The organism is Flavobacterium sp. IB48 (assembly GCF_016405855.1).
Taxonomy (GTDB): domain Bacteria; phylum Bacteroidota; class Bacteroidia; order Flavobacteriales; family Flavobacteriaceae; genus Flavobacterium; species Flavobacterium ginsengisoli.
This window is the reverse complement of sequence record NZ_JAEFCA010000001.1, coordinates 837,891-854,734: the sequence shown is the minus strand read 5'-3', so window position 1 is coordinate 854,734 and position 16,844 is coordinate 837,891. Positions and strand designations below refer to the sequence as shown.

At 33.3% G+C, this 16,844-nt stretch carries 15 protein-coding genes; 6 read left to right on the top strand and 9 right to left on the bottom strand.

Annotated features, from left to right (window positions below; all coding sequences use genetic code 11):
- Nucleotides 1-135 precede the first annotated feature (135 nt).
- From JC605_RS03700 to hflX, 5 genes are all read left to right on the top strand, one after another.
- Nucleotides 136-1,350: an MFS transporter gene (locus JC605_RS03700; RefSeq protein WP_198854924.1), complete on the top strand. Its 1,215-nt coding sequence runs from the start codon at nucleotides 136-138 to the stop codon at nucleotides 1,348-1,350.
- 200 nt (nucleotides 1,351-1,550) lie between these two features.
- On the top strand, nucleotides 1,551-4,370 hold the full coding sequence (locus tag JC605_RS03695) for a carboxypeptidase-like regulatory domain-containing protein (protein ID WP_198854923.1): 2,820 nt from the start codon (nucleotides 1,551-1,553) through the stop codon (nucleotides 4,368-4,370).
- A gap of 19 nt (nucleotides 4,371-4,389) precedes the next feature.
- Nucleotides 4,390-5,727: a DUF5689 domain-containing protein gene (locus JC605_RS03690; RefSeq protein WP_198854922.1), complete on the top strand. Its 1,338-nt coding sequence runs from the start codon at nucleotides 4,390-4,392 to the stop codon at nucleotides 5,725-5,727.
- A 137-nt stretch (nucleotides 5,728-5,864) separates the two neighbouring features.
- Nucleotides 5,865-6,722 (top strand): hypothetical protein, encoded by an 858-nt coding sequence (locus JC605_RS03685; protein WP_198854921.1) that lies wholly within the window; start codon nucleotides 5,865-5,867, stop codon nucleotides 6,720-6,722.
- 166 nt (nucleotides 6,723-6,888) lie between these two features.
- Nucleotides 6,889-8,121 (top strand): GTPase HflX, encoded by a 1,233-nt coding sequence (hflX, locus tag JC605_RS03680; protein ID WP_198854920.1) that lies wholly within the window; start codon nucleotides 6,889-6,891, stop codon nucleotides 8,119-8,121.
- 141 nt (nucleotides 8,122-8,262) lie between these two features.
- Here hflX and JC605_RS03675 read toward each other — a convergent pair whose 3' ends face one another.
- From JC605_RS03675 to JC605_RS03650, 6 genes are all read right to left on the bottom strand, one after another.
- The gene (locus JC605_RS03675) at nucleotides 8,263-9,213 is read right to left on the bottom strand and encodes a DUF3078 domain-containing protein (protein ID WP_198854919.1); all 951 of its coding nucleotides are present in this window, start codon (nucleotides 9,211-9,213) and stop codon (nucleotides 8,263-8,265) included.
- A gap of 78 nt (nucleotides 9,214-9,291) precedes the next feature.
- Nucleotides 9,292-9,801: a DUF2480 family protein gene (locus JC605_RS03670; RefSeq protein ID WP_198854918.1), complete on the bottom strand. Its 510-nt coding sequence runs from the start codon at nucleotides 9,799-9,801 to the stop codon at nucleotides 9,292-9,294.
- Between the two features lie 81 nt (nucleotides 9,802-9,882).
- Nucleotides 9,883-10,206, bottom strand: a complete 324-nt coding sequence (locus JC605_RS03665; protein WP_012023258.1) for an SUF system Fe-S cluster assembly protein — start codon at nucleotides 10,204-10,206, stop codon at nucleotides 9,883-9,885.
- 87 nt (nucleotides 10,207-10,293) lie between these two features.
- Nucleotides 10,294-10,719 carry a SufE family protein gene (locus JC605_RS03660; RefSeq protein WP_198854917.1) on the bottom strand — a complete coding sequence of 142 codons (426 nt, stop codon included), beginning with the start codon at nucleotides 10,717-10,719 and terminating at the stop codon, nucleotides 10,294-10,296.
- 2 nt (nucleotides 10,720-10,721) lie between these two features.
- Complete coding sequence (locus JC605_RS03655; protein WP_198854916.1) at nucleotides 10,722-11,147, bottom strand: hypothetical protein; 426 nt, start codon at nucleotides 11,145-11,147, stop codon at nucleotides 10,722-10,724.
- A 12-nt stretch (nucleotides 11,148-11,159) separates the two neighbouring features.
- A complete protein-coding gene (locus tag JC605_RS03650) occupies nucleotides 11,160-12,374 on the bottom strand; it encodes an aminotransferase class V-fold PLP-dependent enzyme (RefSeq protein ID WP_198854915.1) in 1,215 nt (404 codons plus the stop codon).
- A gap of 219 nt (nucleotides 12,375-12,593) precedes the next feature.
- On the opposite strand from JC605_RS03650, the gene JC605_RS03645 reads away from it, so the two are divergent.
- Nucleotides 12,594-13,943 carry a serine hydrolase gene (locus JC605_RS03645; RefSeq protein WP_198854914.1) on the top strand — a complete coding sequence of 450 codons (1,350 nt, stop codon included), beginning with the start codon at nucleotides 12,594-12,596 and terminating at the stop codon, nucleotides 13,941-13,943.
- A gap of 290 nt (nucleotides 13,944-14,233) precedes the next feature.
- Here the strand turns inward: JC605_RS03645 and sufD are convergent, their stop codons facing one another.
- From sufD to sufC, 3 genes are all read right to left on the bottom strand, one after another.
- Nucleotides 14,234-15,550, bottom strand: a complete 1,317-nt coding sequence (sufD, locus tag JC605_RS03640; RefSeq protein WP_111368792.1) for a Fe-S cluster assembly protein SufD — start codon at nucleotides 15,548-15,550, stop codon at nucleotides 14,234-14,236.
- A 117-nt stretch (nucleotides 15,551-15,667) separates the two neighbouring features.
- Nucleotides 15,668-16,036, bottom strand: coding sequence for a four helix bundle protein (locus JC605_RS03635; protein ID WP_198854913.1), 369 nt, complete (start codon nucleotides 16,034-16,036; stop codon nucleotides 15,668-15,670).
- Nucleotides 16,037-16,086: 50 nt separating this feature from the next.
- Nucleotides 16,087-16,833, bottom strand: coding sequence for a Fe-S cluster assembly ATPase SufC (gene sufC / locus JC605_RS03630; protein WP_008466070.1), 747 nt, complete (start codon nucleotides 16,831-16,833; stop codon nucleotides 16,087-16,089).
- Nucleotides 16,834-16,844 lie beyond the last annotated feature (11 nt).

Here is a 16,844-nt window from a genome sequence, read left to right as displayed (position 1 = left end):
TTTTAATAGACCAAATTCAATTAAAAACCTTTGAATTTATAAACAATAACGTTGTATATTGTGTATAACCTGAGGCTTTATGCACTTTGACGAGCGTTTTTAGTATTTTTGACAACATTCCAATAAAAATTCAATATGCTGATAAACATTAATCCATTATCGCTTTTTCAGACCAAAGCCAAAATCAAGAAAGTATTTAGAGAAGCCAAAGCTTCGTATTTAAACCGAATTCGTTTTGCTGTTGGAATGTTTTATTTTGGAATGGGTTTGAGTTTTGCTACATGGGCAAGTAGAATTCCAGACATCAAAAGCGCTTTACATTTGTCAGAAGGCGATTTGGGCTCTATACTTTTTGCGCTTCCGGTTGGACAGCTTATTGTTATGCCATTTTCAGGAAAAATGGTAACTAAATTTGGTAGTCATCGTATTTTGGTTTTCTCTTTAATAATGTATGTTTTGTGCTTAATCAATTTAGGTTTGGCAACAACATCGTTACAATTATCATTAGGATTATTCTTGTTTGGTGTGTTCGGAAATCTTGCCAATATTGCTGTAAACACACAAGGTGTCTATACTGAAGTTTTATTCAAAAAAACAATCATGTCTTCTTTTCACGGAATGTGGAGTTTTGCTGGATTTACCGGTGCCTTGGTAGGTTTAGGAATGCTGGCTTTAGATTTAAGTCCGTTGCATCATTTTATGATTGTAGCCGGAATTGTATTATTGATGGTCGCATTTAATTTTAAATTTTTAATTAGAGCCAAAGAAAAAGTAAAGCCAAAACAAGAAGGCAAAAAACTATTTGTAAAACCAGACACAGCTTTGCTTTGGTTAGGAGTAATAGGATTCTGTAGTATGGCGAGCGAAGGTGTAATGTTCGATTGGAGTGGCGTTTACTTTAAAGACATTGTAAAAGCGCCAGGACCATTGGTAGTTTTGGGCTATACTTCTTTTATGATTATGATGGCTAGCGGAAGATTTTTAGGCGACGGATTAATCAATAAATTCGGACGTGAACGTGTTATGCAGATTAGCGGTGTCATGATTTCGGCTGGACTTTTTACAGCTGTTTTTCTTCCTTATATCATTCCGTGTACAATCGCTTTTATGTTTGTAGGTTTGGGTGTTGCAACGATCGTTCCTACTGTTTATAGTATTGCAGGTAAAAATCCAACCGTTCCTGCGGGCGAAGCTTTAACTATTGTTTCTAGTGTAAGTTTCTTAGGTTTCTTAATGGGACCTCCAGTAATTGGACATATTGCACAAAGTTTCGGATTGCAGTTTTCTTTTGCCTTCATCGGAATTTTTGGTGTTCTGATTGCTTTTATGGTTTCTAAAATTAGAACTTAGGCATAACTCTATTTTGATTAAGATGTATTAAAAACAAATAAATTTGTAAGAATTTATTTGTTTTTTAAATATATTATCTATATTTGAATTCAAGCATTGACTGGAGTTCTAAACGGCTCTTTTTTCCAAAAACCAATTTTATCTTTTGAATAAAGGATTTCAATCCTAAGATTATTTTTCAAAGTAAATTGGATTTTTTAATGGTAAAAAAATACGTTGTCTTCTTTTTTATATGGTTTTTTAATTTTTCTTTTTCGCAGAAGGAAATCACAGTAACAGGAATTGTTATTGATGCTCGAACGCAAAATCCGCTAGAAAGTGTCGTGGTAACCATACAAAATACCGCTGTGATGCAGCTCACTTCAAAAATGGGGAAATTTGAACTTCATATATTTCCTAAAAAAGAACAGCTTCTTTTATTGAGAAACCAAGGTTACAAAGATTTTCTTTTAAAAGTCCAGTCTAATTTAAAAGAAAATATAGATCTCGGAATTTTACAATTAGAAGATACTTATTCAGATGAAGTTCCAGCTGCATTGATTACGTTGTCAGACAATGATTTTTCAGATGATAACAGTTCCTCTGAAATGACATCTGGTCTTTTGCAATCTTCAAGAGATGCTTTTATGCAGGCATCGGCATTCAATTGGGGGCAAGCTCGATTTCGCGTTCGTGGTTTGGATAGCGAAAATGCAATCACAATGCTTAACGGAATGCCAATGAATAAAATCTACGATGGCAGACCGCAATGGGGCAATTGGGGCGGTTTAAACAATGTACTTCGCAATCAGGAATTTTCAATCGGGACAGCTGCTTCCAATTATACCTTTGGAGGAATTTTAGGCACACAGCAGATTTTTACTCGTGCTTCTTTGTATAGAAAGGGAGAATCTTTTACGTTTTCTGGGAGCAATACCACTTATTTATGGAGGGCAGTTGCTACTTATGCTTCGGGAATGAATTTGTCTGGATGGGCTTTTGTCGTTTCAGCAGGAAAACGTTGGGCAGATGAAGGCTATTTTGAAGGTACAAGTTTCAATGCAGATTCGTTTTTTATTAGTGTAGAAAAAAAAGTAAACAAAAGACATTCTCTCAATTTTACAGGGTTTTATACGCCAAATTCAAGAGGAAAAAATTCAGCCAATACAAATGAAGTTACCAATTTAATGGGTGAAAAATACAATTCATATTGGGGATTTCAGAACGGTGAAAAAAGAAATGCCAGAGTAAAAAATGTAGAAGAACCGCTGTTTATGCTGAATCATTACTTTAAAATTGATGATAAAACCAATCTGAATTCGGGTGTAATGTACCAGTTCGGAAAAGTCGGAAACAGTAATATTGATTATCAAAATGCAAATAGTCCAGACCCTGTATATTATAGAAAAATGCCAAGTTATTTTAGTTCGCTTTACGCGAAAGATCAAGGCGAATTTTCTGGTGCGTTTACCCCAGATTATGAAAATGCAGAAAATAATAAAACAGCTTTTTTAGCAAATCCGAGGATAAATTGGGACGAATTGTATTTTGCCAATCAGAAGCTTGGACCCAATGGATATGAACCTGCACAAAGCCATTATGTTCTCTATGAAGACCGAACTGACGACAAGACTTTAGCAGTAAATTCAAATTTAAATACACAGATTACGCCTAATATTTCTTTTGATGGCAGTTTTACTTTTAAGAAACTAAAATCGCATAATTTTCAATATTTGCTAGATCTTCTTGGCGGAGCATATTTTGAAGATATTGATCCGTTTTACAAAGGAAATCTCTCTCAATCAGATTTGCAATATCCAAATCGGCAAGTTGTTAAAGGAGATGTTTATGGATATAATTATAATCTGCTGGCTAACACTTTGGATGTTTTTACCCAATTTAAATTTAGTTATAACAAAACCGAATTTTTCTTGACGCAGTCTTATTCATTATCAAATTATCAGAGGGAAGGATTATATCAAAACGGACTCTATGCAACAACATCTTTAGGAAAAAGCGAGAACGTAAATTTTGAAAATTTTGGTTTCAAAGGCGGATTTACCTATAAAATTTCAGGAAAACAATTACTGTTTTTTAATGCAGCACATTTTACTAGAGCGCCTTCACTCAGAAATACTTTTTCGAATGCACGGTTAAATAATAACATTGTTGATGGGATCGAAAGTGAGAATACGAGTAGTGCAGAGGCTAATTATGTATACCGCTCATCAAAACTAAAATTGCGTTTAACGGCTTATTATGCTGCAATTAAAAATAGTTCCAAAACGTCTTATTTCTATGCTGAAGGAATTTTTGACAACGGTTCTGGCTACGATCCTACAAACGCATTTGTTAGTCAGACCTTGACAAAATTGGATAAGAAAAATACAGGAGCAGAATTAAGTTTTGAGTATCAAATCTCATCAACATTCAAAACAACTTTATCTGCGGCATTTGGAAATTATGTTTATAGCAGTAATCCGAGTGTCACAATTACCAATGATGCCAACAGATCAAAAGATGGAGCGCAAACGACTTTTGATTTTGGGTCTGCTTTTTTAAAAAATTACAAGCAACCTGGAACTCCGCAACAGGCGTATTCTTTTGGATTAGAATATCGTGATCCGAAGTTCTGGTGGATTGGCGGGAATATAAATTATTTGGCCGAAAGCTATATTGATGTTTCACCAATTTCTAGGACTTCTCAATTTTACATCAATCCAGCTAACGGTTTTCCTTTTCCTGAAGCAACTTCCGAAAGAGGAAATGAATTATTAAAACAGGAAAAATTTCAACCAATTACATTGTTGAATTTTAACGGTGGCAAGTCTTGGCGCATTCATAAAAAATACATCGGACTTTTTGCCAGTATAAATAATGTTTTGGGTTTGATATATAAAACAGGTGGTTTTGAACAGGCAAGAAATGCAAATTTTAGAGCCTTAAATCAAGATATGACCAGTGGAACACCTTCTTTCGGATCTAGGTATTATTATGGCTATGGCCGAACTTATTTTTTAAATCTTACAATCGGTTTATAAACTGAAAAATTTATTTCTCATGAAAAAATTAATTTTATTTTTTGGCTTATGCTTACTATATAGCTGCAGTAACGAAGTTGAAAATCCAAAATTGGCATGTACACAGCCCAACCTTACTGTAAGCAAAACAGTAGAAAAAATATACGAGCTTACAGGAACAACTGCCAAACAATATTTATATGATGATGTTATAGAAGCTTATGTGGTTTCGAGCGATGAGGGAGGTAATTTTTTCAAAACGATTTCATTGCAAACAAAAGAAACCGAAAATGCTGCAGCTCTTGGTTTTAGTGTTCCAGTAGATGCTACAAATACTTATATTGACTATCGTGTTGGTAATAAAGTATATGTAAAACTTAAAAATCAATTTACAGATTTGTATTATGGAGGTTTAAGAATCGGAAGTTTATATGTAAGTAACGCAGGAGACCCAACAATTGGAAGAATTTCTCAAAACGAATATAAAAATGTACTAAATGCTTCATGTGCAAATTTAGACGAGGATCAATTGGTAAAATCGCTTACTATTGAAGAAGCACTTTCAGATTCTAAATTAAATACTCTGATCGAATTAAACGATGTTGAGTTTACAGAGGCAGCATTGGGGCGTCATTATTTTGAAGAGTCTAATAATGTCGGAGGCTCTACCAATTGGTATTTGAGAGATAAAACAGGAAATCAAGTTATTTTTAGAACAAGTTCTTATGCAAAATTTGCCGATCATTTTGTGCCCGAAGGAAATGGAAAAGCACGAGGAATTATGACAAAATTTGGGTCAGATTATCAATTTATGGTGCGTTCTGAAAGTGACGTTGTGATGAACGGAAAAAGAAGCACTCCGTTTTTTTCAGAAGATTTTCAATCGGTTAAAAACAATGTGAATTTTACGCTTCCCGGCTGGAGCAATATTGTAGAAAAAGCTTCAAAACTTTGGAAAAGCATGGTCTATTCTGGAAATGGTTATGCAGAGTTTAATACTACAAGCACAACCGCAGCCGAGAATGTGGCTTGGCTTGTTTCGCCAAAAATAGATCTTACAGGATATAAAAATGCAGTGCTTTCGTTTAGAAGCGCACAACACGATTTGAAAGTAGATTCGCCTTTAAATACTTTAGAAATATATATATCAACCAATTTTGACGGGGCAAGCCTGGCCAAAGCAAGATGGGTGAAGCTTGAAGCAAAAGTACCTACGCTCTCAACACCTTCCCGTGAGTTTATGAGTTCTGGCGGAATAGATTTATCTGCTTATTCAGGAAATATAAATATTGCTTTTAAATATATCGGTTCAGGGAAAGACAAAACGTTAAATGGTGCTTTTATGGTTGATGACATAAAGATATTTGGAGAGAAGTAAGAACTAATTTAGAATAATGAAATTAATAGATTGATTTTTAAAGCATTATTGAAAAGTTTGTAGTTTTTGTATTTCAAAACGTTAAAATCTAATTGAATTTTGTATTTTGGTCATCCCAAATCAATACAAAAACAAATATGAGAACCTACTTTATTGCCATCTTATGGATGGTATTTCCTTTCTTGATGCACAGTCAAGACAACGTTAGACTAAAGCAGATTAACATTGTAAAAACAAATTACCAAAACTCTAAAGACGGTGAAATTGTTAACAAAACAATGGTTTTTAAAGAAGGTAAACTTCAAACCATAACTACTTCAGATGTTGTACAGCATTTTTTTTATAACAAAAATGGTTTGCTAGATATGACTGTAAAAGATAAAGTGGGAAGCGACTGGAAAGAGGTGATAAATTATACTTACGACGCTGACAACAACATTACCAAATTTGTAAAAAAATATCAAGAAGGACCAAACTATATTACAAAAGTAGTTTCGTTTGTATATGAAGGAGCAAGAGTAAAAGCAACAACAAAAAAGAGTACTAATCATCAGAATTTAGTAGACGATATTGAATACCTTGTTGAAAACGGAATTATTGTAAGACGTACTTCCCGTGATAGAAATAAGGCAATCATTGGAAAATTGGAATATGTTTATGTAAACGATAATGTGTCAAGACACAAAGGATTGGTTGGAGACAAAATTTCAAAATCATATACTTACGATGATAAAAAGTCGGTTGATCAGTTAATCGTTCAAAACCTTTTTGGAGATAATTACAAAGTAATTGTACCAATGATTTCTTATCATGAAGAAGAATTTGAGTTTGAATCGATTTCTTATAATAATGAAATGAATTTCAGCCCATCATCTGCAGCATTAGTTGCGGTGAGCAGAAAATACAAATACAATAAATTAAACTACCCAATTTCTTGCTCTCAGATAGAAGAAAATGGAATTGTGAAAACGGAAAAAACGTTTATTTACGAATAAAAGTTTTAAAAATAGACCATTTATTGATTAAGTGGAACCTTGTTGAGTTTATCTTGACGGGTTCCATTTTTTTTTTGATGCTTATTCTACGAATATAAATGTAAAAACAAAATTGTATAATTGATTGTAGCTTACAAATCATTAAATTTGCAGCTTATTCAAGACTATGTTAGAAAAAGAAGTTATAAATTTTGAGAGAACAGTTATCGTTGGTATTGTTACTCAGAATCAAAGTGAAGAAAAACTAAATGAATATTTAGACGAATTGGAGTTTCTGACTTTTACTGCTGGAGGTGAAGTTATTAAACGCTTTTCGCAGAAAATGGAACGCCCTAATCCGAAGACTTTTGTTGGAACGGGAAAAATTGACGACATCAATCTTTTTGTAAAAGAGAACAAAATATCGACTGTAATTTTTGATGATGAATTAACACCATCTCAGCAAAAAAATATCTCAAGAATTATTGACTGTAAAATTCTAGACAGAACAAACTTAATTCTAGACATTTTTGCGCAGAGAGCTGAAACTTCATATGCAAGAACTCAGGTAGAATTGGCGCAATGTCAATATTTATTGCCAAGACTTTCGGGCTTATGGACACACCTTGAGCGTCAAAAAGGGGGAATTGGTATGCGTGGACCTGGAGAAACAGAGATTGAAACCGATAGACGTATTGTGCGTGACAGAATTTCATTATTGAAAGATAAAATCAAAACAATTGACAAGCAAATGAGTATTCAGCGAAGCAATCGCGGTGCAATGGTTCGTGTTGCTTTGGTTGGATATACCAATGTTGGAAAATCGACTTTGATGAATGCAATTGGTAAAAGCGATGTTTTTGTCGAGAATAAATTGTTTGCAACTTTAGATACAACGGTTAGAAAAGTGGTGATTAAAAACCTTCCTTTTTTACTTTCTGATACAGTTGGATTTATTCGAAAATTACCAACTCAATTGGTTGATTCATTTAAAAGTACCTTAGATGAGGTTCGTGAAGCCGATTTATTACTGCATGTAGTAGATATTTCGCATCCAGATTTTGAAGATCATATCGAATCTGTAAACAAGACTTTGCAGGAAATAAAAAGCAACGACAAACCAACTATTATGGTTTTTAATAAAATCGATGCTTACAAACATCTTACTATTGACGAAGATGATTTGATTACAGAAAGAACCCGTAAACATTATACTCTTGACGAGTGGAAGCAAACGTGGATGAGTAATGTTGGTCAGAATAAAGCTTTGTTTATCTCAGCTAGAAATAAAGAGAATTTCGAAGAATTTAGAGAAACAGTTTATGAAGCTGTTCGTCAAATTCATATTACTCGTTTTCCTTATAATAAATTCTTGTATCCTGATTACAAGGATGCAGTTGAAAAAGAAGATGAAGAATAAAATGAAGAAAAGCTTTTGATAAATTCAAAAGCTTTTTTGTTTTGCCACAGATTAAAGGATTATTTAGATTAAAAAATCCTTTTAAATCTTTTAATCTGTGGCATTAATAATTTTTACGCCGGAATCTAGTACAATGGATAATTAAAATCCAAAATTAACTCCTAAGCCAAATACTTCTCTAGTTTGGAGTCCTGCAAATGCATTATCATCATAAATAGCCTGAAACGATAAATTAGCAGATAGAAACTTGTTGATTTTCATTATGACATTTAGCGAATAATTTATATCGACATTTTGTGGGTCTTCAAGATAATTTGAATAAAGGTTAAGTGTGTTTTCGGCAGTCACATTTGTCATGATTGCCAATTTGTAATAGACTGAAGCATAAAAACCAAGTTCGTAACGCATAGTTTTGCCTTCGTCAACACCAAAATAACTGCCGTCTACATATGGTAGACCAGTAAATCTGTCAATTCCAGTTGTATAGGCATTGTCTACAAAAGTGAATTTTGAAGTTAGAGGAGCAAAATTTATTTTAAGATTATCATCTTTTGTCCAGTAAATACCAGGACCAGTGGTAAGATATCCCGGAGACATAAATTTGGTTTGTTCAGTCCTTATCTGCTTCCCATTTTCATCTTGATCATAAATGTAGCCCGTTGAAAATTGTGTTCTAAAATTTAGAAAGTATGAATAATACCATTGTCCAAAAGCTTTTTTTCCGAGTATGGAGTTGAATTCTAAACGGTCATCTGTTTTTTTTGTGAAGTCATCATTTTTGGTTTGAAGAAGACCGTACGATGCTAAAACTTTGTTGTCCCAAGTTAAATCATCTTTTTTATAGTTGAAATCATAATTGATTCCTAACGTTCCAGAAAAGCTGTCTTCACCTCCTGCAATCCAGTTGTTAAAACTCGATTGATTCAGTAAAAGAGAAACAGTTCCTTTTGTTTTCCAGCCTTCGCCTTCGATAGTATCGTTAATTTTTTTTACTGCCTTTTCAGTATTCTGAATTAACTCTTTTTCTGAATTTTGGGCTTGTACAAACGTGAAGTTTACTAAAATGAAAAGTAATAGAGTTAGCTTTCTCATGGTTTTTAGTTTAGAGTGTATTATCAAATATACTAAAAACCAATTGAAAGATAAAGGTTGATGCGTTGTTATTGCAGGTTATTTCTTAGATTCTTTATATAAAGGTACTGCAGAACATGCTTCTCCGTACATTATGCTTCTTGCAAACGGCTGTAAGTGAGTTGTAGCTAAAATATAAGCGCGCATTGGAACTGGTTTTCTAGAACAGCCTTTTACAATGACAGGTTTGCCTTTGTAGGCAGAATAGTCAATTGTACTTAAAATTTCTTCGTAAAGGCTTGCGTCAAGATCTTCAATAGTTCCATTAACTACTTTTTTTGCAAAAGGAGCCAAATGAACACTCACCAAGATTAATGCCCAAGCAGGAATTATGGCATCTGTACTACAATGTACAGCAACATATTGATCCTGATATTGCGACCAATCGTGATTTTTAAGATACTCTCTAAAGTCTTTTTCTTTCAATAAAAATCCTTCCAAAAGCCATTGCGAAATGTCAATCTGCACACGTATTCCTTTTGGATAATAATCTTCAAGATCAAAAACCTCTAAAGCACTATTGGCAACTTTATTGATAATTTCTTCCATCTTCTAGTCTGAAAGTCGAAAGTCGAAAGTCATAAAGTCTTTTACTTTGGACTTTATGACTTTCAACTTTATGACTATTTTTTAAAGCATTCCTAATTCTAATTTTGCTTCTTCGCTCATTAAATCTTTGCTCCAAGGCGGATCAAAAGTAATTTCAACGTCTACATCTTTGATGTTTTCTATTGTTTTTACTTTTTCTTCAACTTCTCTAGGTAAGCTTTCTGCAACTGGGCAATTTGGTGAAGTAAGTGTCATCAGGATTTTTACTTCGTAATCTGTGTTTACCATTACGTCGTAAATTAATCCTAATTCATAAATATCTACAGGAATCTCTGGATCGTAAATTCCTTTTAAAACTCTTACGATTGATTCTCCTAATTCGTTTGTGTCTATTTCTTGTTCCATTTTGTTATTTGTTTTTTTGCCACGAATTTCACAAATTTCCCGAATTAAAAATTAGTGTTTATTCGTGTAATTTGTGGCAGAAGAAATTTAATTTTTGTTTTTAGCATCAAAAGCCAAAGCGTACATTTTGATGTTTTTTATCATCGAAACCAAACCGTTGGCGCGTGTTGCGGATAAATGTTCTTTTAAGCCGATTTCGTCTATAAAATCAGTATCAGCTTCTAAGATATCTTTTGCTTTTTGATTAGAGAAAGCACGAATTAAAATTGCAATTATTCCTTTAGTCAAAATAGCATCACTATCTGCCGTAAAAACAATTTTATCATCTTGCTGTTCACCTTGCAACCAAACTTTAGACTGACAGCCTTTGATTAAATTATCTTCGGTTTTGTATTCTTCTTTAATTAACGGAAGACTTTTTCCTAGTTCGATGATGTACTCATAACGCTGCATCCAGTCATCGAACATTGAAAATTCGTCTATTATTTCGTCTTGTATTTCTTTTATTGTCATAATTATTCTTTAGAAAAATCAACTAATAAATTAACTAGTTTTTCGATTTCTTTTGGTGGAAAACCATTGTCAAAACCTGGTGTTTCGTATGTTTTTCCTTCTTTAGTTATTTTTAAATTTCCTATTGCAGCGCCATCATAAGTGCGTTTGTCTGTCGGTGCTTTTAAGGTAGAAAGATTGTCTAAATTAACTTTTGAATATGCTGAAACAATCTCGTTCCATTTCGCATCATTAATCGTGCTTTTAACAGCTTCAGCATTACGTTCTTTAACAACTGAAACAGATTTGTTTTCTACAGTTATTACTTTATAATAGCCCCTTGAAAGTGCAGAGTATTCAATTTGAGTCGATTTCATGTCTGCTTTTTTTTGACTGCAGCATCCCGTAGCAATAAAAAGTGTCAGGAGCAATAATGATACTATTCGCATATAATTTGTTTTTTAGCTTAACATAGTTTGTGCTTTCTTAACAGCATCAACCATAGCATCAATTTCTTCTTTTGTATTATAAAATGAGAAAGAAGCACGAATTGTTCCCGGAATACAGAAGAAGTTCATAATTGGTTGAGCACAGTGATGTCCTGTTCTAACTGCAATTCCTAACTTATCTATAATAGAACCAATATCATACGGATGAATTCCATCAATATTAAACGAAACTACAGAAGCTTTGTTTTTGGTGTTTCCGTAAATTCGGATACCTTCAATTTCATTAAGACGTTTTGTAGCGTGTTCTAAAAGTTCGTGTTCGTATGCCTCAATATTTTCGAAGCCAATGTTGTTCAAATAATCAATTGCAGTTCCTAATACAATTCCGCCAGCGATATTTGGAGTTCCAGCTTCAAATTTATGCGGTAAATCTGCGTAGGTTGTTTTCTCGAAAGTAACTTCTTTGATCATTTCTCCGCCGCCTTGGTAAGGAGGAAGTTTATTCAGCCAAGCTTCTTTTCCGTAAAGAATTCCAGTTCCGGTTGGACCGCACATTTTATGGCCAGAAAAAGCATAAAAATCGCAGTCTAATTCCTGAACATCTGGTTTTAAATGCGGAACAGCCTGCGCGCCATCAATTAAAACCGCAGCTCCAAATGAATGTGCCTTATCGATAATATATTTGATTGGATTAATTACACCCAATGCATTTGAAATATGATTTACGGTAACAATTTTCGTTTTATCTGAAAGCAGTTTATCAAATTCCTCAATGATTAATTCTCCATTATCATTGATTGGAATAACTCTTAAAATTGCTCCAGTTTTTTCGCATAACATTTGCCAAGGCACAATGTTACTATGGTGTTCCAAAGAAGAAACAACCACTTCGTCACCAGATTTTAAAATCGAAGCAAATCCGTTTGCAACTAAATTAATTCCGTGAGTTGTTCCCGAAGTAAAAAGCACTTCGTGCGCATGTTTAGCATTGATGTGATCTTTTACTTTTCCACGAGAAATCTCGTAAGCATCAGTTGCTAACTGGCTTAAAGTGTGAACGCCACGGTGAATGTTCGCGTTGATTTCTTGATAATATTTTACTTCTGCATCAATCACAACTTGTGGTTTTTGCGAAGTAGCTCCGTTGTCGAAATATACTAATGGCTTTCCGTTTACAGTTTGAGAAAGTATTGGGAAATCAGCTCTTATTTTTTGAATATCTAGCATGTCTTATTTAGAAAAAATCTATTTACAAAAGTACTAAAACTAAATTTGTTTATACAGAAATTCTATAATTTCCTTTTATGATGCCATTGTTTGAAGCTGTAAATGCTGATTCTGTAAAAATCAATTAAGTTTTCTGAATTATCTGAAATGGTTTTCTAATTTGACACTTAAAATCGTGAACATAAATTATTTATATTGCAGTAAAAATATCTAATCATTATGAAAAAAATTCTCAAAGTATTCCTTCTTGTATTAGTTCTGGCTTTTTTGTATTTCGGTTTCACAACGTATCCGAAACTTGATCTGATTTCTGGTTTCTCGGCTAAAAGTGTTGCATCAGGGCATTTTATTGATAATCGTCCGTTGGATTTAATTGAGAAAACGGATAATGATATTAAAATGATAGATCTAGCGAAAAACGCAATTGATGATGCTGGGAAATTTGCGGTCGCTTCTGTTTATGGATTAAAAGAAAGAAAAGCGATTTATCGTGAAGGATTAGGAGCAACTTTGATTAATGATAATTTTGATATTTCGAAGCCTTATTTGCTTCCAAAAAGAACAAAACTAGAAAACAATCTTCCTTTCCCTTACGGAAATAATGAACCAAAAGATACCGCTTTCGCGAATGTCGATTACGCAAAATTAAAAAAAGCAATTGATGATTCTTTTGATAAAAATGGAGGAAAAGCAAAACGCACGCGCGCCGTTGTCGTTTTATATAAAGACAAATTAATCGGCGAAAAATACGATATAGGTTTCAATAAAAACAGCAAAATTTTGGGTTGGTCGATGACAAAAAGTATTACGAGTTCAGCTTTTGGAGTTTTGGCGAAACAAGGAAAAATTGATATTTATAAACCTGCTCCAGTTAAAGAATGGCAGAACGATGAGCGTAAAAATATTACGATCAATGATTTGCTTCACATGAATTCTGGTCTAGAATGGGAAGAGAATTACAGTACAATTTGCGATGCTACAAAAATGCTTTTTCAGGCTGAAGATATGGGAAAAGTTCAAATGGACAAACCAGCAAAATATAAACCAAATACTCATTGGTATTATTCTTCTGGAACAACCAATTTATTATCTCGAATTTTAAGAAGCCAATTTAAAACACAACAAGAATATCTTGATTTTTGGTACAGCGCCGTAATCGATAAAATAGGAATGAATTCGATGATTGTGGAGCAGGATATGTCAGGAACGTTTGTAGGTTCATCTTACGGATGGGCAACACCAAGAGACTGGTCAAAATTTGGATTGTTATATCTTCATAAAGGAAACTGGAACGGAGAACAAATTTTAGACGAAGGTTGGGTAAAATACACATCAACTCCAACGAATACTTCTGATGGAAAATATGGAGCGCAATTTTGGTTAAACGCTGGAGGGAAATTCCCAGATGTTCCTCGTGATATGTTTTATTGCAGCGGTTACCAAGGTCAAATGGTGGCGATTATTCCGTCTTTGGATATGGTAATTGTGAGAATGGGAGTAAGAGAAGAAGAGCCTGGATTTGATTTTAATGGGTTTTTGAAGGAGGTTATTTCTTCTGTGAAAAAGTAATTTAGGGCAGTTATGAAAGTAAAATTAAATGAAGAACTTAGATTTTTGTATTATTTAGTTAGTACAATAATTTTTATTGGGAGTCTTGGATTTTTAATATATAGTATATGGATTAATGAAATTACTGCTATTATTTTTTGCAGTATTTTTTCATTGTTTGTATTCTTTTTTAAGAGAAGATTTAAAAAAGTAGAAGAATAAATTGTTTTAAAAACGCAAAGTTCGCAAAGCTTAATTAAAAACTTTGCGAACCTTGCGTAAACCTTAGCGCTCTTTGCGGTTAAGAATGTTTACAAATCAAATCCTAAATTCACACCTAATTTCGTAGCAATGATTTTAGTAATTCTTTGTTTTAATTCTGGTATTTTAATGCTTTCGATAACGGCATTTGAGAATGCGTACATTAATAAAGCTTTAGCTTCTTTTTTCGGGATTCCGCGCGACTGCATGTAGAACATTGCTGTTTCATCAAGCTGTCCAACAGTACATCCGTGAGAACATTTTACGTCATCAGCAAAAATCTCTAATTGTGGTTTTGCGTTGATTGTTGCTTTGTCACTCAATAAAATGTTGTTGCTTTTTTGGAAAGCATTTGTTTTTTGAGCTTCTTTTTCTACCAAAACTTTTCCGTTGAAAACTCCTGTTGAGCGATCAGAGAAAATTCCTTTATAATCTTGGAAACTTTCGCAATTTGGTTGTGCGTGGTTTACCAAAGTATAATGGTCAACGTGTTGTTTGTCATTTAAGATTGAAATTCCGTTAAGCGTACTTGTCAATCTTTCACCAAAGTGATAAAAGTTTAAGTTGTTACGAGTTAAATTTCCACCAAAAGAGAAAGTGTGCACGTAAGCATGGCTTTCCTGTTGTTGCGAAACGTAAGTGTTGTCAATTAAATTGGCTTCACTATTATCGTTTTGAATTTTGTAATAATCAACAATCGCACGTTTTTGAGCAAAAATCTCAGTAACAGAGTTTGTTAAAACCGGATTTTCATTCAAACTTTGGTGGCGCTCAATAATTTGAACATGTGAATTTTCGCCCACAATAACCAAATTTCTTGGCTGAACCATTAAAGCTGCTTCATTTCCTGTTGAGAAATACATGATCTCAATTGGTTTATCAGCCACTTTTTTCTTTGGGATATTGATAAAAGCACCTTCAATTGCAAAAGCCGTATTCAATGAAGTCAAGCTGTCATCTTTACTTGCAATCTGATTAAAGTATGTATCAATAACCATTTTATATTTTGGTTTGGTCAATGCTGATGACATCAAGCAAACATCAATTCCGTCATGCGTTGTAGAAGACAAATGTGAACTGAAAACACCATCGATAAATACTAATTTGTACGTATCAATTTCGTGTAAAAAGTATTTTTTTACCTGATTAAATTCGATTGCATTTTCCTGCTTTGGAAAAACCGTAAAGTCATTTTTTAAGATGGCATTTAGCGATGTATATTTCCAAGCTTCTTCTTTTTTGGTTGGGAAACCTTTATTTTCGAAGTTTTTTAAAGCATTTGTGCGTATGTCATGTAAATCTGAATGTACATCAACACGCTCTTCAAAAGCCATAAAAGACGATACTAATTTTTCTTTTAAATCCATTTTCTGTTTTAGTCTTAAAGTCGAAAGTCGAAAGTCGAAAGACTTTAGATTGTCGACTGTTTTTGCCTAAAGGTCAAGAATTAAAGCATAAAGTTTTTGACTTTATGGCTTTCGACTTTATGACTTTGGGCTCAAATATTTAATGAAACCGCTTAATAATTTCGATATTTCTGTTACCGATTCTAAAAGCATTTCAAATTCTTCTTTTATAATATATTCTAAATCAAAAGCTAAATATAATTGAGATCTTACTTCTCCTGCTGATGCTTTGGCTACATATAAAAAGTAAATAAACTCTTTGTCTGTATTTCTCTCAAAACCTTCCGCTATATTTGATGATATAGAAAGTGATGCACGTCTAATTTGTCTAACAAAATCAAAGTCTTTTTTGAAATTAGAATTTTCAGTAATCAAATATATTTTCTTATTGAAGATTCGAGATTTTTGCCAAGAATTTATTTCCTCAAAAGATTTGAATTTACTCATATTGTATTTCCGACTTTATGACTTTTGACTTTCGACTTTACGACTTAGAATTAGTTTTCTGCTTTGATCCAGTCGTATCCTTTTTCTTCTAATTCGTAAGCTAATTCTTTTCCGCCAGATTTTACGATTCTTCCGTTGTAAAGAACGTGAACGAAATCAGGAACGATATAATCTAATAAACGTTGGTAGTGTGTAATCACGATAATAGCGTTTTTGTCGCTTTTTAATTTGTTTACACCATTTGCAACAATTCTTAAAGCATCGATATCAAGACCAGAATCGGTTTCGTCAAGGATAGCTAATTTTGGCTCTAACATTGCCATTTGGAAGATTTCGTTTCTTTTTTTCTCTCCTCCAGAAAACCCTTCATTAAGAGAACGAGAAAGAAATTTACGATCGATTTCTAACAATTCAGATTTCTCACGAATTACTTTCAGCATTTCGTTAGCTGGCATTTCTTCTTGACCGTTTGCTTTACGAGTTTCGTTGATAGCAGTTTTCATAAAGTTAGTTACACTAACTCCAGGAATTTCTACTGGATATTGAAATGAAAGGAAAACACCTTTATGTGCTCTTTCTTCAGGAGCTAAATCAGCAAGATCTTCTCCGTCAAGAATAACCTCTCCATCTGTAACTTCATAATTTTCATTTCCTGCAATAACAGCAGAAAGTGTACTTTTTCCAGAACCGTTTGGTCCCATGATAGCGTGAACTTCTCCAGCTTTAACTTCTATATTAATTCCTTTAAGAATTTCTTTATCACCAATCGCGGCGTGAAGGTTTTTTATTGATAACATTGTTTTTTATT